Below are 22,081 nucleotides of genomic sequence, written 5' to 3'. Positions count from 1 at the left end.
GTGTTTCTTATCGGTTACCGTACATTTGTTCGTAGTATTTTTGGTAGTCACCAGAGGTTACCTCGTTGATCCAATCCTGATGTTGTAGGTTCCACTTGATGGTTTTCACGATTCCATCAGCAAACATGGTTTCAGGATTCCATCCCAAATCGTTCTTTATCTTTGTAGGATCAATGGCATAACGCTGGTCGTGTCCCAATCTGTCAGCAACAAAAGTAATCAAGTTGTCGTTGATCCAATCAATCTTAATGTTGCCTTGTTCATCCACTTCTTGCTTCTTCAGCACCTTTCGCAGGTCTTTATCTTGCTGCATCATGTCGTGAATGGTCTTGATAGTGAGCTTCACAATGTCGATGTTCTTCATCTCGTTATGCCCACCTACATTGTACACTTCGCCTTCTTTACCCTCTCTCACCACCATGTCAATGGCTTTGCAGTGGTCTTCTACATAGAGCCAGTCGCGCACATTGTCGCCTTTGCCGTACACAGGAAGTTGTTTACCTTCAAGGATATTTTTGATAATGAGCGGTATCAACTTCTCTGGAAAGTGATAAGGACCGTAGTTATTAGAGCATCGCGTGATGCTCACGGGCATACGGTAGGTGTCGCGATAAGCCATGACAATCATGTCGGCACTGGTCTTTGACGCGCTATAAGGACTGTGCGGACACAGCGGAGTTTGTTCTGTAAAGTATCCTTCTGCGCCCAATGAGCCGTAAACCTCGTCGGTAGAAACCTGATGATAGCGTTTGCCAGCTTTCCAAGTGGGATAACCTTGTGCATCTTTGCCCGTGACCCAAGCCCTTCTGGCAGCGTCCATGAGGTTTTGAGTGCCAAGTATATTCACCGAAAGAAACAATTGTGGGTCCTCGATACTGCGGTCCACATGGCTCTCGGCGGCAAAGTTTACGACAAAGTCTATATCATGTTCAGCAAACAACTTGTCTGCCAAAGCCCTGTCTCTGATGTCGCCTTTCACGAAGAAGCAACGCTTGTTGTCAATGTCATTCTTGATAGTACCCAGATTGCCTGCGTAGGTCAGCGCATCCAGTATAATCACCTTGATGTCTTCGTTCTTGTACTTTTTGTCAAGAAGATACTTGATGAAGTTGGCTCCGATGAAGCCTGCGGCTCCTGTCACTAAGTATGTTTTCATATTTCTTGTTGTTTTTTATGATCTTTGTCTTTAACTACTTTATCGTAAGTTTCCAAATATTCCTGATTCTTTTCCTTTCGCTTTTTCTGTTCTCTATAGTCGGAATAGATATTGAGCAACATCATCGTCATTCCGAACAAGGCACTCCCAATCATCAAATTTTGCCAATGATATTCACCACCCCAATTGAACAGGAGTTGTGTACCATAATACACGCCTGTCAGTACGATAAATTGGAATAAATAGGTATATGCTTTTTTCATCTGTGTGTTATGGATGATGGTTCTTATCACTTAATGTAATAACTTCACAATCGGTGAATTTATTGCCTTCTATGGTCAATCTTATCAGCGTTCTTTCACGGTGCCAGCCTTGTAAGCCTGCCGCACCGGGATTGATGTGCAGCAAGTTGAGTGTTTTGTCGTATTGGACTTTCAGGATATGCGAGTGTCCACAAACGAACAATTGAGGTGGCGAAGCAAAAAGCAAACTGCGTATTTGTGGGGCGTAATTGCCGGGATAGCCACCGATGTGCGTCAGCAACACATCTACATCTTCGCACTTGAAACGCAGTTTGTCACGGTACATTCGTCGCAAGTCACCACCGTCACAGTTGCCACAAACAGCCCTTAACGGCTTGATGGCAGCCAATTTTTGTGCCACTTCCAATGAGCCAATGTCGCCTGCGTGCCATATCTCATCACATTCGGCAAAGTATTTCTCGTACTTGTCGTCCCAATAGGCATGCGTGTCACTGATAATACCAATTCTTTTCATTTACGCCTTACCTTTCTTCTGAGTTATATCCAAACCGCATGCGGATGTAGTCTCCTATAAATTTTGCTGTTTTCTCCAGTCCCATGTAGCTTGAGTTGATGCAGAGGTCGTAGCTACAACTGTGTCCCCACTTCTTTCCTGTGTAGTAATTGTAATAAGAAGCACGTTCACTTTCTTTGTCAATAATCAACTTCTTGGCAGCCTTTTCATCACAGCCTAATCGCTGACAAACCAATTTGATGCGGTCTTTCATGTTGGCAGTGATAAAGATGTTTATCACGTTTGGATAAGTTCGCAGCACATAATCGGCGGCTCGTCCTACAAAAACGCAGCTACCTTCATCGGCAGCCTTAGTGATGGCTTCGCTTTGAAACTGAAACAAGCCATCTTGTGAGAATTTATTGTTGTAAAAATTATTGTCACTAATGAGAGGAGCGTGCATGCTGAACAAGGTTTGAATGAATCCTCGTTGCTCATCATTCTGCTCAAAAAACTTCTCACTGAACCCACTTTCTTTAGCAGCCAAATTGAGTATCTCTTTGTCATAAAACTGACATTCAAACTCATCGGCAAGCAGTTTGGCGATAATGTGTCCACCACTGCCCACTTGGCGCCCAATATTAATAATCAGTTTGTCCTTGTTTTCCATTGGTAGATTCTTTATGTTGTATTTTGAATTTCTTCATATAAATCGTCATCATTATCACCGCAACAATCACCGCCACAAGGTCTGATGCAGGTAAAGCGGCCCATACGCCATCTATTCCAAACATGGGAGGTAGGATAGCCAACAGAGGTAATAAGAAAAGTAGCTGTCTGGATAAAGACAGGAAAATGCTAATTTTTACTTTTCCGATACATTGAAAGAAGTTGGTAATCACCATCTGTGCCCCGACAACAGGGAACATCAGCAGGTCAATACGTGTTCCCTTGATAGTCATTTCAATGAGTATCGGGTCGTTTGTAAAGAGACGCACGCAATAGTAAGGTATAAACATGGCGATAGCCCAACCAACGGTCATGATAACCGTGGCAGCTATAATGGATAACTCTAAAACCCTCATCACCCGATCCAACTGCATGGCACCGTAATTGTAGCCAGCAATAGGCTGCATTCCTTGATTGATACCCATGACGAACATGATGAAAACCACGCCGATACTATTGGCAATGCCATAAGCTCCTACTGCCATGTCACCTCCATAGCGCACAAACTGATTGTTCATGAAGATAACAATGATACAAGCACAAGCGTTCATTAGGAAAGGAGAGATGCCAATGCCGATGATATTTTTCACCAAATCTGATTTGAGGCGATAGATACCTCTTTTTAGATGCAACAACTCATTGGGGTTGCTAAACAACTTGAGTTGCCAAACCAATGCGATGGCTTGTGAAATAATCGTGGCAAAAGCTGCTCCTCGAATACCCCAGCCCCACCATAGAATGAAGATTGCGTCCAAAATAGCGTTCATGACCACCGTAAACATGGTGGCGTACATGGCTTGATTGGGCTTGCTGGCAGCACGCAGCACATTGTTCATGCCAAAATACATATGAGATATGATGTTACCAATCAAGATAACTTCCATATAGTCTCGTGCATAAGGCAAGGTATTTTCACTGGCTCCGAAAAACAGGATAATGGGATCTAAAAAGAGTAAACAGATAATTCCGAAAGCAAGTCCTATAATAATATTTAATGTAACAGAGTTTCCCAATACATTCTCGGCAATATCGTAGTCCTTCTGTCCCAACTTCACAGAAATAGCAGTAGATGATCCTACACCGATAGCAGCACCAAAAGCAGCTGACAAGTTCATGAACGGGAAGGTAATAGCTAATCCTGAAATAGCCATGGGACCTACTACCTGTCCAATAAAGATACGGTCAACCATGTTGTACAAGGAGGATGCCGTCATGGCAATCACGGCTGGCATGGCGTATTGCATCAGTAATGCCCCTACAGGTTTAGTACCTAATTCTAATGTTGCTGCTTTATTATCCATGAACATCTCCTTATTATCTTTGCAAAAGTACGAAAATATTCTATACTTTAGACATTAATATGAAGATAAAACTAACCACCTGTTGTCCTTTCATTTCAAAGCCGTAGCAGTTAGGGCGATAGATATCATGTAAAAATTGATGTATGTTTATCTGAATAAAGAGAGTCGGTATTAAAAAATGGAAGTAAGAAACGTTCCGTCAGAAAGTTTCCTACTTCCAAGGTGTCATAAAGAGTTGTTTCATTATTATTTGAAACAGCTTTTATTATTTGGTTTCTACCAAGATAGGTCTGATACAGTTACCATTATTAGTATCGTCACCATTTTGATTAATGTAGAATCCATCGCGGTCGAACGACACTTCAAAAGCATAATTATCAGTTTTATTGTACAGTTGACTGGTCCAATAATAACCGCCATATCCAGCATTTTTTATCTTGTCTTCAAAACGATACCCTGCTAATGGCAAAAAGAGGTTTTTCTCTACTTCTGCTTTCGAGAACTCTTTAGCTATGGTATTTGTTTCGCCAAAATCTCCAGCCGCTTCTGTAATCAGACAGCCATAAAGTTGCTTGCCGTTATCTAATGTAATGTAACCTAACTGCCAATCGCAGCCATCTTTTAAGTAATTCCAGTCGGCTTTAGATGGCATGCGCCATTTGCCTTTCGTAGCCCAAAATGCCAAATCACCATATTTTGCTTCGTCGAAGTTCTTGGTCTCATCTTTACAATCAATATCTTTATACATTTTTCCAGAGATGTTGTAGATGTCCCAGGTTCCCTTACCAAAGGCTTTTACAACGTCTGTTCCCTGGGTTATGGCTGCATTACCTAATACTCCCCATCTGAAATGATCTACTTGCGTATCACTGAGGTTACATTTGGTATTTCCTTCGCCAGCTCTTCCATAGACAGCATTGAAGTACTCCCATTGGTTGGCAGCAATTCTCCACTTTCCATTATCATAAACAAGATTCCCCATTGCCCATTTTTTACCGCCCATGGTAATAAAGCGTGGTTCATCTTGTGGCTCTTCCTCCTTGCCTTTTATCTCTTCAAACACGACATCTTTGATTTCGCTTGTTGCAATAGTAAGTACTTCACCGTTTACTTTGTTTACCTTCATGTTGTATTCTTGAGCGTTGATACTTATCGCAATAGCTGATAAAACAAACGAGAGAATGATTTTTCTTTTCATATTTCTTGTGAATGATGGTTTATAATGTTTTCTATAAAAGTTATTTATTGACAATTTTAATTACATTTTTATTTGAATGGAAAATGTAAACGCCATGTGGCATGGTTGAGACATCAATATCCACACAACCTTGCGAATCGGCTTTGTAGTGTGCTACTTCTACTCCGTTGAGGGTGAAAACTCTTACGACAGATGATGATGCAAGCCCTTGATACATCACATGTCCATTGAGAACAATTGGTTTCTGCGCAACAGTTCGTTCTTCTTCAATGTTTGCCGTTATTTTTTGTTTTGAGAAATAATAGCGTACGACTTGATTGGTGACCATTTCTTTTGTTTCATTGGAATTGTCAGTAATCACCAAATTTCCATCCTTAAAAGAAATGACAGGTTGTTTGTCCATACCAAAGGTAACAAAACTTTTGTCCTTAAACTCAATGGTCAAATATTCTGTTGCCATTGTTCGGAAAGGCATAATCATGAACAAAACGCATGACAATACGAGCTTGTAATTAATTTTCATTTTATACGTTGTTTATTTTATTATAATTGTTTATCTAATAAGTATTTGTCATATCCTCCGGCACACAAAGGTAATAATCTGCTAATCCCTTGTATGTATCATCTAAAAATGTAATATCTTCTTGTCGTACAGTACGTAGTGTAATTATTATTTTCTTGGGGGCATATTTCCTTAGGTAGGTGATAATGCCATTGTTGCCATCAGAGTGGATGTTTCCATTTATATGCAACATCTTAGGCTTGGAGGTTTGTGCGATATGCCATGCCATTGTTGCATCTTTGAGTGCTTGCGCTTCAGAAAGGTGGTTGTTATCCTTATTCGATTTTCCACCACCCAACATTCTCATCATGGCAAATCCTTGTTCGGCTTGTGGGTTTGGTTCGTAGGGAATGGGTAATGGAGGGAAATACTGCTTAGCTTCTTTAGAAAGTGAATCAATGAATGCTAATCCGTGTTCTTTTACCATTGCCGCATATCTTCTTGGCACATTTGTTGCCACAGTTGGTATCTTGTTTTCACGAGCGAAGTTGACAATTGGTGCATAGTCTGTAACGTAATTGGGCCATATACGCGCCTCTTCTTCGAATCTGTCAGAGAAAATAAGTCCTTGCAGATATTCATTAAGAGTGAGTTGATTGTCGGCTTCGAACATCTCCATGCCTAATGCCAAATTTTTTCCATGTACCAAATAGAGTGATTGCAGAATGCGTAACTCTAACCAGTGAGTAATGGCACAATTATGTATCTCGCCTAAAAATACGACGTCTGCCTTTGATAGTTGTTGCACCATTTGTTGATAATCGATAGCTTTGCCATTGTTGTCGTATAATCGATACGCATCATAGGTTTTCTGTTGCGCATTTACGAACATGGAGCCTGCTGCTACTATAACAAGTAGAAGGGATAGAAATTTATTTTTTTGTTTCATCTGTCTTTATTAGTACTATTCGTTTGTTTAATTTGATATAATGTTTAAACTTTTGTTGTATTTCCTGTGCTGTGATTTGTTGTAAGATAGATTCGTAATGATTGAAGTCAGCAATGCTCTCATCATTCTTAATCAATGATGTGAGTGCATTCTTCCACTCTACGGGTGTGTCGTTGGATAGAGCTTGTTGCTTAGCTACTAAAAACGAGCGCTTCATTTTTTCAAGATTAGCTGTACTTACAGCAGTGTCTTGAAATTGTGTGACGATGTTGCATAGAGTTTGCTCAACCTTTTCCAGATTGTTCTTATCTGCATCAATGGTAAGTTGTAAATATGCTCGCTGTTGTGGGTAGCCATCGTAAAATAGGTCGACGTAAGGCGAATATACGATGTGAAGCTTTTCTCGTAGGATATCGATAACACGCTCTTGCAACAAGTCACGCATTAGTTTCATGCAGAGAGACGTTCTCAACTCAGGATGATAGTTGAAGGGAAGTACCATATAGAGTGTTCCCTTTTGATGACTTTCATTGTCTATAAATACTTTTCGCACCTCATTGTGTGGTAAGCTTATAGGTCGATTGTCCAAAGGCATGGCATCTTGTTGAAGCATTTCAGAAAAGATAGTGACAGCTTGCGGTATGATTTTTGTCAAATCAAATCCCCCTGTGAGGATGATTGTAGTATTGCACAAATCACCAAATGTACGCTTGTAGTAGGTTGCCAACGTATCTAAATTAAGCTGTTGCCAATCTGCTTTGTTCATTAAAAAGGTTTTATCTCTTCCGTTTCCAACCAATGAATCAATGCAAATATCTATGAGTCGGTTGGTATCACGTTTCATCATGCGCTGCAACAAGGTCTCTTTTCCATTATTTGCTATTTCTGATTGTTTCAGATATTCAAATAGTGGATAATCTAAACCTGGATGCATTATTTTTTCTCTGATCAAACGAAATAATGAAGAACTATTGCAAACTGGTCCAGAAGCTAATAATTGATGCCAATATTGGTCTACTCCCAAAGCCATTGAGAGTGATTTTTGCATCATGATATCAGACAGCGTATCGTTTGGCAATCCTTGTATACCACCCAAATCTACATAAGCAATAGCGTCGTAGTAGCGTTTTTGCTGTAGAGTTGTAAGGTCTGCCATTCCGCCACGTCCTATCCATGCAATGTAAATGGTAGAGTCGGCGGTATTGGTAGGTTTGAGCAATAAGCGTATTCCATTGGAAAGTTTTATATCGGTTACCTCCAAATTTTTATGGTAGTTTTGGTTTATTATTGCTCCTTTTGCAATCTTGTACGTTTTCAGATCCCATTCAGGGCGTTGTATGGAAGTACTTGGAGAACTTGGATGAAGTGGATGGAATGTGTATCTTTCCATGTTTTGCCGTTGTCCTTGTTGCCATGCTTGTATGATTGCTTGCTTGGACAATGAGTTGTCACTATGACTATTGTAAGCTATTAGGCTTGATTTTCGCATTTGTTTCAACAGGAAGCTTAAACGCTTTACGATATCTTTGCTCGTAGTTTTACTTAATAGCACTTTCAGTTGATTGGCTTCTTGATTCGAGTAAATTCGTCTTTCCCCAAAAATAACATAATCGATTAGATCATCGCAAATCTCAGTAGCAGTTTTGTCTTCTTTTTCAACAATCATTTTTTCTTGTTGCTTTTTGATGAGATGTTGAAGTTCTATGGAGCAGATACCTTGCTTGACAATACGTCTACATTCTGCGGAGGCAGCTCTTATGGATTGTAGCAATATGCTGTTATGTGTTGATGAAAATGAGAATGTAAAGTGATTTTTATTTGCTAAATACCACGAGTCATAGACTTCGCACCTTGTTCCGCTTTCCTTTAATCTGTTGTTAAGTAAAGAACACACAATTGCCATGCGTTTACGTTCAAGCATGTTGTGCAGGTTGGTGGTAAAAGGCATGACATGTGGAATTATCCAATCAATTTTTTGAGTGGTTTGTAAACTATCGGTTAACACCATGTAATTGGTGCCTTTGCTGTAAGTTAAAGGATAGGTGGGAGGTGGAGTTTGCTTGTTAGTGTTTGGAAGATGTCCCAATGTTGTTGATATCAAATGCTTAGCCTCATTAACGTCTACATCTCCAACGATGATAATAGTTGCATTATGAGGCTTGTACCATTTGTTGTAATATTGTAGTAATGCTTTAGGCGTTACAGCTTTAATTTCTTGTTCTGATCCTAAAGGCATACGCTTAGGATATCTTCCTGTTCCTATTTTTAGCGTATAAAAATCATCAGGCAGAGTATAACTGCGGAGTTCTTCTATAATGGTGCCTTTCTCATTTTCAACATGAGATGTTGATATATCAATAGCACCAAGCCAATCGCTTGCCGAATGAAGTGCTAATTGCAGTATTTCCGAACGTTGTTGGGCACTGGTGATTGGTAGAGATAAGGAATAAATGGTACGGTCGAATCCTGTAAACGCATTGATATCTCGCCCATATTTCATTCCTTGCGCCTCGAAAGCCTGTATCATAGTGCGATTGGGAAAATGTTTAGTTCCCTCAAACGCTAAATGTTCCAAAAAATGTGCGCATCCTCTTTGTTCTTCATCTTCAACCAACGAACCAATTCGCATAATCATCCGCATTTCTATTTTATGCGATTGGTTTGTAGTAGGTACAAGGATGTAACGTAAGCCATTGGAAAGTTTCCCCTCAACAGCATTGGGGGAAAGGGGAGGGAACGTTGTGCTCCCCGCCCTTGATATAGAAATAGAAATAACAAGTAGAAGTGATAATAAGCTTATTCTACAAGTTGTTAGTTTTATGTGCATATACCTTTAGGGTATGATGTTGTGAAATTCTTATTCTTAATAGTTATCACCGCTTCTTAAAAGAGGAGGAGATGATTTTGTTTTTTAACCAATATCAAAAGGTATATTCTACATTTATTTGTGTGTAGCCATTCGCCTCATCAAAGTCCCATGGAAATGTAAAAGACATCTTCCCTCCCTTGAAGTCAAGAACAGAGGTAGGCTTGATGTAGTCAGACGGATCGTTCTTATATGAATCCTTGTCTATGGTGCTATATCCGAGCCATCTATTTGGGGAAATACTTCCACCTGCATCAATTACATCTTGGTTGATCAATATCGTTTGCTCATGGTCTTCATAAGGCAATTTGATAGTAACGGAGACATTCCCTTGCTTTACAATGTTCTGTAAACGCTCCCATGCAGAGAACTTGTATGAAAAAGGCACCACAGTTATTTCGTCTCCATATACATCCTTTCCCGTTCCTAAGAAATTGATTTTTCCATCTTTAATATTGAGTTCAATATTGTCAAGAGCTGTGGTGAAGGTGTCTTCCTTAGGATCAAACTTTACTGCTTTCACAACAGCCAAACCATTAGGTTGTTGTTGGAAAGATTCTGTATCTTCAACCGTCTTCTTTTTAAGTACCATGTAGAAGAAGTCGTTAAGTCCCATTGCATTGGATATCATCTTTAGAACGGGTTTGTCGGCAGTGGCCTTTTCGCTGAGTGTAATAATGGTGTAGCCGTTGAATGTTTCTTTCTCTTTACCTCCAAAGTATTGTTCTTTGTCACTGGCATTATAACTAACACTTGCTTTTACCTTTATTTTACCAAGGATGCTTGTGAGATCGACTCCAAACTTTTCTTTATAACCCTTGATTAAAGATTGTTGTGCTTCTGTTAAGACTGGAATATCACTATCTTGTTGAACATTAATAGTCACAGGCTTTAATAATTTTACGTTATCATTGTTTATGTGACCCACATTGATGGTAATAGAACGAACTCCTTTAACTAAATGTTTGTTGTTGGATTTGATAGTAAAGGTTTTAAGCTTTTCACCTTTCTTGAAAACAAGATTTTGCGTAGAAAGTTCTACAATGTTGTCATCGTTTCCTGTGACCATCAAATTGGCAGTAACGTCTTCCTCTGGTGTAAAGGACAAACTTGCCTTAATCGTGATAGTTGTATTATCATCTTCTGCAATCTCATGAACTCCTTGTAGTTCAAGATTTAGATGATTTGTCATTTGCTCATCCTTTTCCTCTGTACAAGAGGGTATAAGCAAAAGTGCCAAAAGGGCTGCTAATGTAAATTTAATGGTTTTCATTGTGTAATTGTTATAAAAAATTGAGTTATTTTTAAGAGATATTTGCCAGTTCCGTGTTATGCCTTTTAGTGTGATGTCATGTTAGACACCTTTACCTACTTTTCATTTGTCATTTGTATAATACCAGCCTTTGTTTTGGTTGATTTCGGCAAGATTAAAGCGGTATTCTGCTTTTGGTATAGGGAAAGTCCACCGATAGTCGTCTTCAGATATATAAGCGGAATGTCCCTCGCCCCATAGAGTTAAACGAGCAAGCGGTTTGTTATGTGTACGTTTTAAGTCAAAGTAATTAGTGCCTTCTCCAGCAAACTCTTCGTATTTGTCGTAAAGGATAGAATCGATTAAATTTTTGCCATTCAAATTTTCTGTGAGCATGTTCTTTCCAGTTAATTTTCGATAACTGTTTATCGTTGCAATAGCTTTGTGATTATTTCCTATTTGTGCATAAGCTTCAGCCACCATGAAGATAAGACCTGCCCGCCGCATCTTGTTAAGGTAGGAAACAACCATGTTATCTTTTTGTAATTTGTTATATTTACCCAAGAGCATGACCTGTTTGTTGTACATCTTCTTGGGTATAATCGCCATGTCATAACGTCTGTCTGATTTGTCAATTGCAAAGTTTGGGTTGATGGCAAATAAATCTCCTTTGTTTCTGTCGTATTCCAAATTAGTGAAAACAGGACTATCCATATAAAAAGCAAAAATACGTTCTGTTGAATTTTTGTCAGTCCATAAAGAATGGTATTCTTTTTCATAGGAGTCCGACCCTAATTTAGGCATGGTAGAAAGCAGCGGGACAGCATACTCGAGAACTTTATCCCATTGTCCCATATAAAGGTAGAGATCAGCTAATAAGTAGTGAGCTGCATCGTTCGACATCCACATCTGATTTTTGTTGTTAAAGGGATGTTTGGCTGTTTGTAGTAATAAATTCTCGATATAACTCGTACATTCTTTGATAGAACTACGTTGTTTGTTTTCTATTCCGAGTGTCGACTTTAGTATGATTCCCATGTCGTCTGGGTTCCTGTCGTAAGCTGGGGCATATATCTTGAGTAATTGCAAATAGCACCAAGCTTTTAGTAGTTTGCTTTCCGAGGAAATATTGATGATTTCCTGCCTGTCATCTTCTTTTTCTATCTGCACTTGTGGCAGTCGTTCATCTAAAGCATCACAGATAGCAATAACATTATAATATCCAAGCCAAAGATTCGTGGAAAGTTGTGTGATTTCTTTAGGACGCCACGCATACAGGTTTATTAATTCTACATTGCTGTGAGAGAGTGACGTAGGGCAAAAGTCATTGCCCAAGATTGAAAACTCCAATTCGTAATGAGGGTATGCCCTATATGCTGAAGTTAAGAGTGAACGTGCATTTTGAACATTGGTAATCGCATCGGGGTCTGAAAACATATCCATTGGCGGAATGTTGAGCGAACACGATGTAAATATCATCGCAGAAATGATATAATGAAACAATAATATATTTTTGCGTGTTATCTTAAACATAATTTCAAAATGTTAGGTTCATATTAAATGTGAACACAGGTTGAAGTGTTCCAGAAAGTTTTCCGCTTTCCGGATCCGACTCCTTAAAGGATGTCCATGTATAGAGATTTGAACCTTGAAATCCCACTGAGGCGAATTGTAAAAAAGGTAGATGCTTTTCTAACCATTTCCCTGCAATGCGGTATCTCAATGACACCATGGATAATTTTAACATATTGCTTGAACCAACTGTGCGAGAGGTTGCATACAAAGCCATGTTTTCTTCAGCCACACTGTTTGCGTAATAGGGTGTGGGATAAATTTTGTGCTCATCTCCTTGCGTAAACCACATGTGTTCAGTAAGTCCAGCAATAGCATTCTTGTTTGCATTGTCTTTATTACGTACGTACTTGTAATCAAATTGACGAATACCCGAAAGCGTGTAGTAAAAGCCAACATTCATTTCAAATTCTTTGTATTGAAAATCAACATTCAATCCTCCGTTGTATGGTGGCGTGAGATGACCTAAGGATTGGAAATCAGACTTCGTAAGAAATTCGCTTGCTTGTTTTTCCTTGTTATCAGGAGTCTTGAATACTGGATAACCAGTAAGAGGATTGATGCCTAATGAATGAAGCCCATACAGCATGTCGTACGATTTACCTACCTCGTAAGTTGGCAATATATCATCTTCGTTCGTATATAGTCGGTTGCCGTCATATAGATCAATAACTTTATTGCGATTATAGCAAAAGTTGGCACGCAAATTTAACCTGCTGTCATAATTATCAATAATCCTAACGTTAAAGCCCAACTCTATGCCGTTGTTTTGTAATATTCCAACGTTGCGTTTCATCAATTGAAATCCCGTGCTTGTTGCAATAGGTACATCTAACAGGGCTTCTTCTGTTATGCGATTATACCAATTCGCATCAAATGTAATGCGGTGAAATAGTTCAAGGGTTAGACCAGCATCCATTGATTTATTTTGCTCTGCTTTCAAGTCTTTATTATAAAGCATAAGTAGTTCCAATGGCCTTACTTCATCATAGCCTTTGTTGGAAAATGAGAATGTGCCAATAGTCTGTGATACGGAAACACCATTAAGATTAGCTGTTACGCCATACGATGCTTTTAGGTTCAGTGCAGATATTATCTTATTGCCCTTCAAAAAAGGATAGTTGGTTGGCGTCCACCCTATTCCCGTTGCCCAAGCAGAGTTCCAACGTTTCTTTTTGGGAAGAACGGATGACGCATCTGCTTTGTAGGTAGCGTAAAAGTCGTAGATATTTTTAAGGGAATAGCCACCTACCACTCCTATACCCAATTGTGCATTTCTGTCATGTGGGTTTCGTATCTCAGGTTGCCTAAGCCCTTGCAGCGAATGGTTTATGGCAGAAGGTGAGTCTATATTACCCACACCATATCCCGTGATGCCCACTCCTTCATTGTCGTAAAAGTAATAATCAATATTCGCGCCAAGGGTAAGGTCGTGTATATCATTGATTACTTGATTATATGTTGCTCTAAAGTTGCTCGATATGTTTGTTGTCGCATTTTGAGATTTGCTGTATATCCCGCGTCTTAGGATAGGGATGCCTTGATGCTGTTCACTGTAAGAGGTAGCAGGAGTAAAACGATGATTGTTGCCAAAGCTCAAATCAGCACCTGCAATATATGCCAATGTTAGTCCTGCAAAGGGAGTAAGAGTAAGGTTGGCAGAAAACCCTACGTCTTTATCTGTATGGTCTTGTTGGAATTGGTAAAGCAAGTCTTTGAACCTTTGTCCTGGGTATGAATAAAGTTGCGATGAAGTTGTTTCGTAAGGATTAAGGTTATACACCAATGAAGTTGGATCGAAGGTTGTGCCAGTTGGCGTATTCGTTTTTGCGTATGCACCATTGACTCCCAACATCATATAGCCAATCTTTCCTAACCGTTGGTCTAAGCTAAGACGTACGCTATAACGTTGTTTGTCATTTCCTTTCATTCTTCCACCTTGATTGGCATAGTTCGCAGAAACATAATATGTCGTTGAATTATTCCCGCCTTTCAAGCTGAAGCTGTGGCGTTGGTAGATATTATTATGTATCAGTTCGTTAAACCAGTCTGTGTCAATTTTCCGTAATTCATTAAGATATACTTCTCCTTCTTTGATAAGTTGAGTCTTATCAGGATTATCTGCCTCATACTTATTATAATAGTCAGCACTAAACCGATAACCTGGTGTGGCAGGATTTTGTAAAAGTCGTTCGAATTCCAATTTTTCACTGGAATTCATTAGTCGAACTCCTCGTTTTCCTCGTCCCGTAATTCCGATATTGTTGCTGTAGGAAATGGTAAGTTTACCGCAATATCCGCGTTGTGACGTTATTTCCAAGACCCCATTAGCAGCTTTAACGCCGTATAAGGCACATGCTGATGCGTTCTTTAACACCTTAATACTTGCAATATCTTGTGGGGGAAGGTTATAAAAGGTTTCGGCAGCTATTATTTTCCCATCTAAAACATACAATGGTTCATTGGTCATATTCCCCTTTCTAAATGAAGAGTTTCCACGAATGCGTATTTCAGGGGCTTTACCCAATTCCCCCGTATTAGAAACCATTAAACCAGGTACCATTCCTTGCAGAGCCAATCCCATGTCAATCATTGGCTTGTCTTTAAGTGCTTTCATATCTACATTAACCACTGCACCCGATTTAGCTCGTAAGTCAATCGCGTTGATATTGCTCTTCGCACGTATTACAACTTCATTTATTTGATTTACATCTTCTGATAACTTCACGTTTAGGCATGGTGTGTTATCTTTACATTTCACTTTTTTTGTGGCATATCCCACATATGAGAATGTTACAGTAAATGAGTTTTGTCGTGGAATACTTAATAAAAATCGTCCTTCGTTATTTGTAACAGTCATCGTATTAGTGCCATCCACTTTCACCGACACACCTATTAGAGGCTCGTTATTTGTGTCAGTAACATAACCGAAAACCTTACTTGTTTGAGCATGAGTATTGAGAATGCCCCCTATCATACAGAGCAAGACAAAAATACTCTTCTTGCATGGTATGTTCCCAAATAGCAGCAAAGTCATCTGTACGATTTTGGTTGCTGTTGCTGTGTGTTTTGGCTTAATACGTAACATGTATGCACTATTTTACTAACGGATAAGATTGAAGAGCTATTTCTTGCTCTTCAACCATTGTGTCGTTTCTTCTATTACCCAATTGGCAATTAGGTCGGATGATGCTGGCAAAATTCCCTCATTGCTGTAAACTATTTCTACACCATCTCGGGTTAGCTCCGCTTGTTTTTCCTGCATGTTGTGCCTATCTGCCATACGTTTCACGTCTGAAGTAAGATAAATGCCCTGTACCAATATTCGCTTTTTGTGTTGTGCGGCACGTTTTAATATTGGTAGTAGTTCATTTGCGAAGTCATGTCCCATCTCTATCTGTCGTGCATCGGTATAAGTTATCTTGCTGTTGTCTTTGATATATTTTTGTACATGTTCTAACATCATGTTCCAAAATCCAATACGTTCTGGGTCGCCATGTGCAAGAAATACCACGGCTTCGTTTGCCTCATCTTTCGACATCGCTTTTATTCGTTGTAACATCGTCTTTTCTAACACGTAGCTATAATAGAATGTTGGTCCCATGACAATAGGAACATTGGTATGAACCATCTCGGTATTTTCCTCTGCCAACTCTTCGCGTACATATCTATTATACTTCATGCCAAGAATATTGGGTAAATCTTCTTCCGTGTGACTTGATGGAGCTATGAACAAAGGTAACGCAAAGATGGTATCGGCTCCTTGTTTCAAACAATCCTTTACTACAGTGGCTACTGAAGGTTCTGTATATTCCATGAGTGCCACACGCATATAGTCGATACCTTTTACGGGATGAGTTGCTAATTTTTGCCGTACGATTGGTTCTAAGTCCAAGACCGGTTTGCGCCAACTGGGCATAGGTGAGCCATGCGCTATTACAATTAACGCATTTTTGGCTTGCATGCTACCAACTATTGTCAATATAAATGTTAATGCTAAAAGTTTTTTTCTTAAATTTTTCATTTTCAAAGATGATATATAAATTAGTTATTTCATTATCCCTTCAATGGCATACTTATGCATGTATTTTTTGAATTTGCAAAGGTAACAACTCCTAATTGTCAAGGCAATACCTAAATATGATGATTTTTCTCTAAATCATTGCTGGTTAGTTTCTCTTGTATCTCCAGCAGTAATGTCATTTAAGAAATGTAACTTTCGAAATTTTCTGCCAGTGCATTTTTATTACTATGCATCGCCTTTCAAAATAAAATTGTATTTTTGTATGTGAAATATCAAAGCAAATGAAACAAAAATTAACGCTTTATGAACTCAACGAACTGGTGAGTGAAACTCTCCAAACTGTCATGCCCGATGAATATTGGGTAGAGGCCGAATTGTCTGAGGTACGTGAGGTGAGAGGGCACTGTTACATGGAGTTAGTACAGAAAGATGAGCAAACCAATACGCCCATAGCCAAGGCTTCCGCTAAATGCTGGAAGAACAAGTGGATGCTGATGCGACCGTATTTCGAGCGAATGACAGGGCAATCCCTACGAGCTGGTATGAAAGTATTACTGAAGGTCTATGCTAATTTCCACGAGGCTTATGGGTTCTCGTGGATTATTACAGACATTGACCCCGTTTACACGATGGGTGATATGGCAAGAAAAAGACAAGAAATCATTGCCCAATTGAAGGCAGAGGGCGTCTTTGATTTACAAAAAGAACTCACCTTACCACTCTTTGCTCAACGTGTTGCAGTCGTTTCCAGCGAACAGGCGGCAGGCTATGGCGATTTCTTGCGCCAGCTACAAGACAACGATGCAGGACTTTGTTTCGATGTGCAACTCTTTCCTGCTGTGATGCAAGGCGAAAAAGTTGAGCAGAGTGTGATTAATGCTTTGAACCAAATCAATGATCAGGTGGACAACTTCGATGTGGTGGTCATTATCCGTGGCGGCGGTGCTACCAGTGATTTGAGTGGTTTCGACACCATTTTATTAGCCGAGAACGTGGCTAATTTCCCTTTGCCCATTATCACAGGAATTGGACACGACAGGGATGAGAGCGTACTCGACATGATTTCCTTTCAACGAGTAAAGACACCTACCGCTGCAGCTGCCTACTTGGTTGAACATTTGAGAAACACTTGGCATCGCATTGATGATGCAGAACAGGAAATCATACAAATTGTAAGGCATGCCATGGAACTTGAGAAGAACCGTTTTGACCTTCTTACGAGTAAAATACCCTTCCTCTTTTCTCGTGTTAAGCTCCAGCATTTGACGCATTTGCAGCAGTGCCAACAACGTTTGACTACTTCCGCAAGACTCCATGTACATCAGGCACAGCAACACATAGCGCTTCACTCTGCCAGATTGTCCCCCACTGTTCAGCGCCTCCTCCTTGATACTCGTCATCATCTCGACTTGTTGGAACAGCGTTGCTCGCTGCTCGATCCTCAACTTTTACTCAAGCGTGGCTATAGTATCACCCTGCATCAAGGGCGGGCAGTGCGCAATGCACACCAACTAAAGGCTGGAGATGAGATAGAAACACGTGTAGAGAAGGGAATTATCAAATCAACAGTAAAGTAGGAAATGTGAGAGGATTGTCTCTCTGTTTTTTAAGAACATACGGAGAAAGGCAACCAATTCGTGCTGACACTTTCGTGTGGGCGACAGTTCGTTGTACGAACATGTCACTATAACTTCCCGTTACAATACGTCATTTCTGTAAGTTCGCACCAGCCTGCATCTTTTATTTCTCGAAGAAACAGACGTGCACACATCTCGGCATCATCGCCAGCCCGATGGTGTGTACCTTCGGGAATTTCAAACTGTTCACAGAGATAACCGAGCGTATGGCATTCAAAATCGTAGTGATGACGTGCGGCACGAAGTGTGCAATAATAGTCAACATCAAGTGTATCGAGGTGGTACAACTCTAATGATTTGCGAATACAGGAGATATCGAAGGCTGCATTGTGGGCTACGAGTATAGGTGTTTCCTTTAGATAGGTCAATATTTCTTGCCATACGCATGGGAAACTGGGCGCATTCTCCGTATCTTCGGGATGAATGCCATGTATCTGAATGTTCCAATAGGAGTAGGCATTGTCTTCGGGACGAATTAACCACGACTTGGTTTCGACAATCTTTCCGTCTTTCACCACACATATTCCAGCTTCGCAAACAGATGCTCGTTTGCCTGTTGCTGTTTCAAAATCTATTGCTATAAAGTTCAATCCTTCCATGTCAGTCCTTGTAATATGAGAGTAAGGTATTTGCCATATTTCGTATTTGGTCACGCAATTTCTTTGGCTCCAACACTTCTACCTGATCTCCCTGTTGCATAATAAGTTGCACGAAGTCGTACGTCAACCTCACGTGGTATGAGAAAGTGGCAGACTCTTCGCTGGTTTCTATTTCTTTTTGAGATTCGTGCAGCGGTAGCGTGCGAAGGTAGTCAGGTGCTTGATCGTAGGCTTTTAAGACGACACGCTCTATTGGTTCGTCGCTTGGAATGATGCCTGTGCAACCTTCATAGAACTTCTTTATGTCGAAATCTGTTTTCATTTCAAAGGTTTTGTCAAGAATCGCTGCCTCTATGATGCGGTCAAGTCCGTATGTACGTATTTCCTTTCGTGGCGAATACCCCTCTTCTTCTTTATGTTTCTTATTAAGTGCCGTGTAGTAAGGGTTGTTGGCAATGATGTACCAACGTCGTTTTACTACTTTCAGACAATATGGCTCAATCTCGAAGGTGTTTGGGAAATCCTTACCAAAGCCTTGATGTGTAATCTTCATGACTTTATTCTCGCGCATCGCCTGCATGAAAGTAGTAAGCCAGGTGTTTCCTGATGGGATATCTTCAAACACTATTCGGTCTTTCAACTTGCTGTCTACCTGAATTTGGTTCAAGGTGGCGTACGAGTCAATGAGCCAACTACGAAGGCTGTCGTCTTCCAGTTCGAGTGGGTTTTCTATATGATATTTATAACCTTTCACATCAGGGTCAAGCTCAATGGCAATATTAAAAATGTCGTAAATGGCTTTCCTATGATTGTGAAAAGTGCGAAGAGGCAGTTCATCCCCTTCCCCATAGCTCAGTCCGCTTTGTTGCCACTTAGCATTAATCTCCTTATAGGAAAGGTGTTTGTAGCGTCGAAGCGTATCCACAAGCCATACATATCTTCCAAATTGGTTTGCTGGCATAATGCATTAGGTTTTTATTGATTGCAAAGATACAAATAGCTGCTGACATTTGTCACCCTGCTTGTTTGTTATTTGTTTTCTCACTTGTATCGCCGTCGAACATCGTTATCAAAATCCTATACGTCTTGCTCCGCTTCGTTTGATACTCTCTTCGTTACATATCTCTACAAGCGATTGGAGCGTAGGCTTGTTGCCATTAACGATTTCTTGCATCACAGCCTTCCTCACAATGTTGTCTATCTGTCCGCCACTCAACTCATAAGCTGCCGCCAACGTTTGCGCATCGGTTGCCAAGAGCGTAGGCAACTTATTCATCCAGATGTTTTTCTTTGCCTCGATGGTAGGTTTATCAAAATGAATCTTGAATAAGAATCTTCGCTCGAAAGCCCTATCAAGATTGTCCGCCAAGTTGGTGGTTGCGATAAGGATGCCATCAAGGTTTTCCATCTCTTCAAGAATAATGTTTTGAATGGCATTCTCTGTCTGTGCAACGCTTCCATTGTTCACATCTTTACGCTTGGAGAAGATGGCATCAGCCTCGTTGAATAGCAGGATAGGTTTTAGCTTGTTCTTGGTACACAGCCGCCGATAGTCGGTAAAAACCTTCTTTATGAGTTTTTCGCTTTCGCCAAACCAGCATGTTTTCGTGGCACTGATGTCCACGTGCATGATAGCGCGCCCTGTAGCTTTGGCTATCTGTAGCACGCTTTCGGTCTTACCTGTGCCAGGCTCTCCATACAGCAAAACGGCAATGCCCGTAGGCAAATTGTTCTTTTTTATCCTGTTGCAGAGCCTTTGATAGTATTCTTCCTCCAAACTATTGCGCAGAAGCGATAACTGTTTTTCAAGTGCTGGAGAGAAAAATAGTTTCTTTTTCGTTATCTTGTTGCAAGGGATTAGTTGTTTGTCAGACACCTCTCTCATAAATAGTTCCGCATCTTCACCCAGCAACATCTCTTTTGCTTTGTCGGTCATGACCAATAGTGTGTCCTCTCCAAATAAGGTGAAGTTTGTCTCAATCACAACCAATTCCTTTTTCTGCAGTTCACTTTTTCTGTCCTTGAAGTCTTGCAACACCTTTTTTCGCATCTGACGAGGGTAGATAGTCTTAACCGCATGTGATAAAGATGTTTCTTGTCCGTCTATCATTTCTTTTGCCACGGTGTAGAAAAGCATTTTTTCAAAAGCGTCGGGTATGAGGTTCTGTATTCTTTTTACTTCAGCTAAATGCTGGTTTGTCTGTTCATAACTATGCACTGTTTTATTGATAATGCGAGTCACCATCTCATTCGGTCGGTCGCTGTTGTAGCGTTTTGAAGAATGAAAGAAATCGTATATGCCGTTGACGAACGAATAGATGTCACGGTATTTATACAACTTGGAGAACGCCACGAGGTCTTCAGCGTAGAAAAATTCCTTCCCTTTATCTGTTAGTAACAGGTCTTCGTCATAATTGTCATCCAACTCTATCAGTTCCAAGGTGAAGAGAACATGCTTTCGCTCGACAATCTTCTTTCGTGTGGCAATGCGTTCGCTGATGTTGCTGTACAAATCTTTCAATGTAGTATTTAGATCTGAAGTTCCATCTCCATCGTCTTGGAAATTGTCATGGCATATATCGTAGAACAAAATTCGGTCGACAATGTTCCCTACTCTATCAGTTAGTTGGTGTACAAACGTAAGATGCTGGCAACATTTCTCTAATTTTTCAGCAAATAATATCAGTTCATTGGTAACAATGTTCGGGCTTTCTACCTTTTCTGCTATTCGTTTGCAAAACTCATACTTATCCATCTGCACCTCTTCTATCATGTCATGACGGATCTCAACAGGCTTGTTGTCAATCACTGCAGCTACTACAGCATCGCATACGCTATAATTCTGCTTCAAAATGTTTTCCTCACTCCTACCCCTACGCACAAGGATACCTTTGCTTTCGAGCGATGTGAGTGCTGGCACATACTCTATCATGTCTAACGACGAGCATTCGAAATAACTGGCAAGATCGTCCATATCGGATATTCTATCACGACAAGTCAGGTCAAACTGGGCAACGAACAAGTACACTTCTCCCATTGTTTCCAATCCAACCGATTGCATCACACCTTTGAAAATCTCTTGTGTCTTGGCTGCACCTAACCGCTGTAATTTACTATCCACCAATTTCTTTGCAGCCTCTTTGATGTACTGAATGCTTGTTTTTGCCATAATTCTCTACTATTTTTTGTATTGATGTGGCAAAGATACGGTGCAGGGTATGCCAAAAAAGTGTATAGGTTGTCAAAAAGTTGAAAAGTGTTGCATTATTTTTTTTCTGCTCATTCTTGATAAAGGGAATCGTTGCTTTTGTCTTGTTATTTTACCAAAAAACGGTCATCTAAAATCTTCAAAATAGAAAAATTTAATAGGCAAACGAACTGCAAAAATGGGCTGATTTTGTTAAAATCGATGCCTTTTCGAGCTGAAACATTGTTTTAACGGTCTTGGAAACATGTATTAAGGCTGTTATTCACATGCTTCAGCAGCCTTAAAGCATGCAAATTGCACGCTTATCTCAATGCTTTAATCGCCAAAAGGTG

The 22,081-nt window shown here is 40.1% G+C and carries 17 protein-coding genes; 1 reads left to right on the top strand and 16 read right to left on the bottom strand.

Annotated features, from left to right (window positions below; translation table 11 throughout):
• Positions 1–7: 7 nt before the first annotated feature.
• From rfbB to HMPREF9304_RS02145, 13 genes are all read right to left on the bottom strand, one after another.
• Positions 8–1,156 carry a dTDP-glucose 4,6-dehydratase gene (rfbB, locus tag HMPREF9304_RS02205; RefSeq protein WP_036926162.1) on the bottom strand — a complete coding sequence of 383 codons (1,149 nt, stop codon included), beginning with the start codon at positions 1,154–1,156 and terminating at the stop codon, positions 8–10.
• Positions 1,153–1,419, bottom strand: a complete 267-nt coding sequence (locus tag HMPREF9304_RS02200) for a hypothetical protein (protein WP_036926161.1) — start codon at positions 1,417–1,419, stop codon at positions 1,153–1,155. The genes rfbB and HMPREF9304_RS02200 overlap by 4 nt, the downstream gene beginning before the upstream one ends.
• Positions 1,420–1,426: 7 nt before the next feature.
• Complete coding sequence (locus HMPREF9304_RS02195) at positions 1,427–1,933, bottom strand: metallophosphoesterase family protein (RefSeq protein WP_004349809.1); 507 nt, start codon at positions 1,931–1,933, stop codon at positions 1,427–1,429.
• 7 nt (positions 1,934–1,940) lie between these two features.
• On the bottom strand, positions 1,941–2,582 hold the full coding sequence (locus HMPREF9304_RS02190; RefSeq protein ID WP_036926160.1) for a cytidylate kinase-like family protein: 642 nt from the start codon (positions 2,580–2,582) through the stop codon (positions 1,941–1,943).
• The gene (locus tag HMPREF9304_RS02185) at positions 2,554–3,942 is read right to left on the bottom strand and encodes an MATE family efflux transporter (protein WP_036926159.1); all 1,389 of its coding nucleotides are present in this window, start codon (positions 3,940–3,942) and stop codon (positions 2,554–2,556) included. The genes HMPREF9304_RS02190 and HMPREF9304_RS02185 overlap by 29 nt, the downstream gene beginning before the upstream one ends.
• 265 nt (positions 3,943–4,207) lie before the next feature.
• Positions 4,208–5,140: a fibrobacter succinogenes major paralogous domain-containing protein gene (locus HMPREF9304_RS02180; protein WP_036926158.1), complete on the bottom strand. Its 933-nt coding sequence runs from the start codon at positions 5,138–5,140 to the stop codon at positions 4,208–4,210.
• A 40-nt stretch (positions 5,141–5,180) separates the two neighbouring features.
• Positions 5,181–5,663, bottom strand: a complete 483-nt coding sequence (locus HMPREF9304_RS02175; protein WP_036926157.1) for a hypothetical protein — start codon at positions 5,661–5,663, stop codon at positions 5,181–5,183.
• Positions 5,664–5,697: 34 nt separating this feature from the next.
• A complete protein-coding gene (locus HMPREF9304_RS02170; RefSeq protein ID WP_036926156.1) occupies positions 5,698–6,591 on the bottom strand; it encodes a ChaN family lipoprotein in 894 nt (297 codons plus the stop codon).
• Complete coding sequence (locus HMPREF9304_RS02165; RefSeq protein WP_036926155.1) at positions 6,575–9,418, bottom strand: M16 family metallopeptidase; 2,844 nt, start codon at positions 9,416–9,418, stop codon at positions 6,575–6,577. Before HMPREF9304_RS02165 ends, HMPREF9304_RS02170 begins: the two co-directional genes overlap by 17 nt.
• A gap of 94 nt (positions 9,419–9,512) precedes the next feature.
• Complete coding sequence (locus tag HMPREF9304_RS02160; RefSeq protein WP_036926154.1) at positions 9,513–10,730, bottom strand: DUF4929/DUF8472 family protein; 1,218 nt, start codon at positions 10,728–10,730, stop codon at positions 9,513–9,515.
• Positions 10,731–10,832: 102 nt separating this feature from the next.
• Positions 10,833–12,242, bottom strand: a complete 1,410-nt coding sequence (locus HMPREF9304_RS02155) for a RagB/SusD family nutrient uptake outer membrane protein (protein ID WP_036926153.1) — start codon at positions 12,240–12,242, stop codon at positions 10,833–10,835.
• A 4-nt stretch (positions 12,243–12,246) separates the two neighbouring features.
• A complete protein-coding gene (locus HMPREF9304_RS02150) occupies positions 12,247–15,318 on the bottom strand; it encodes a SusC/RagA family TonB-linked outer membrane protein (RefSeq protein WP_052045851.1) in 3,072 nt (1,023 codons plus the stop codon).
• 87 nt (positions 15,319–15,405) lie between these two features.
• Positions 15,406–16,305, bottom strand: a complete 900-nt coding sequence (locus HMPREF9304_RS02145; protein ID WP_036926152.1) for a sirohydrochlorin chelatase — start codon at positions 16,303–16,305, stop codon at positions 15,406–15,408.
• A gap of 281 nt (positions 16,306–16,586) precedes the next feature.
• Here HMPREF9304_RS02145 and xseA point away from each other — a divergent pair, with 281 nt between their 5' ends.
• Complete coding sequence (xseA, locus tag HMPREF9304_RS02140) at positions 16,587–17,882, top strand: exodeoxyribonuclease VII large subunit (protein ID WP_036926151.1); 1,296 nt, start codon at positions 16,587–16,589, stop codon at positions 17,880–17,882.
• A 107-nt stretch (positions 17,883–17,989) separates the two neighbouring features.
• Here the strand turns inward: xseA and HMPREF9304_RS02135 are convergent, their stop codons facing one another.
• From HMPREF9304_RS02135 to HMPREF9304_RS13770, 3 genes are all read right to left on the bottom strand, one after another.
• Entirely contained in the window at positions 17,990–18,541 is a 552-nt protein-coding gene (locus HMPREF9304_RS02135; RefSeq protein ID WP_008124289.1) for a 3'-5' exonuclease, read from the bottom strand.
• A gap of 1 nt (position 18,542) precedes the next feature.
• A complete protein-coding gene (locus HMPREF9304_RS02130; protein WP_036926150.1) occupies positions 18,543–19,502 on the bottom strand; it encodes a helix-turn-helix transcriptional regulator in 960 nt (319 codons plus the stop codon).
• Positions 19,503–19,610: 108 nt separating this feature from the next.
• Positions 19,611–21,710 carry an ATP-binding protein gene (locus tag HMPREF9304_RS13770; protein ID WP_052045842.1) on the bottom strand — a complete coding sequence of 700 codons (2,100 nt, stop codon included), beginning with the start codon at positions 21,708–21,710 and terminating at the stop codon, positions 19,611–19,613.
• Positions 21,711–22,081 lie beyond the last annotated feature (371 nt).

This window comes from Hoylesella timonensis S9-PR14, assembly GCF_000762405.1.
GTDB lineage: Bacteria > Bacteroidota > Bacteroidia > Bacteroidales > Bacteroidaceae > Prevotella > Prevotella timonensis_A.
Note: the sequence above shows the minus strand (reverse complement) of the source record. Positions and strands in the feature narration are given on the sequence as shown.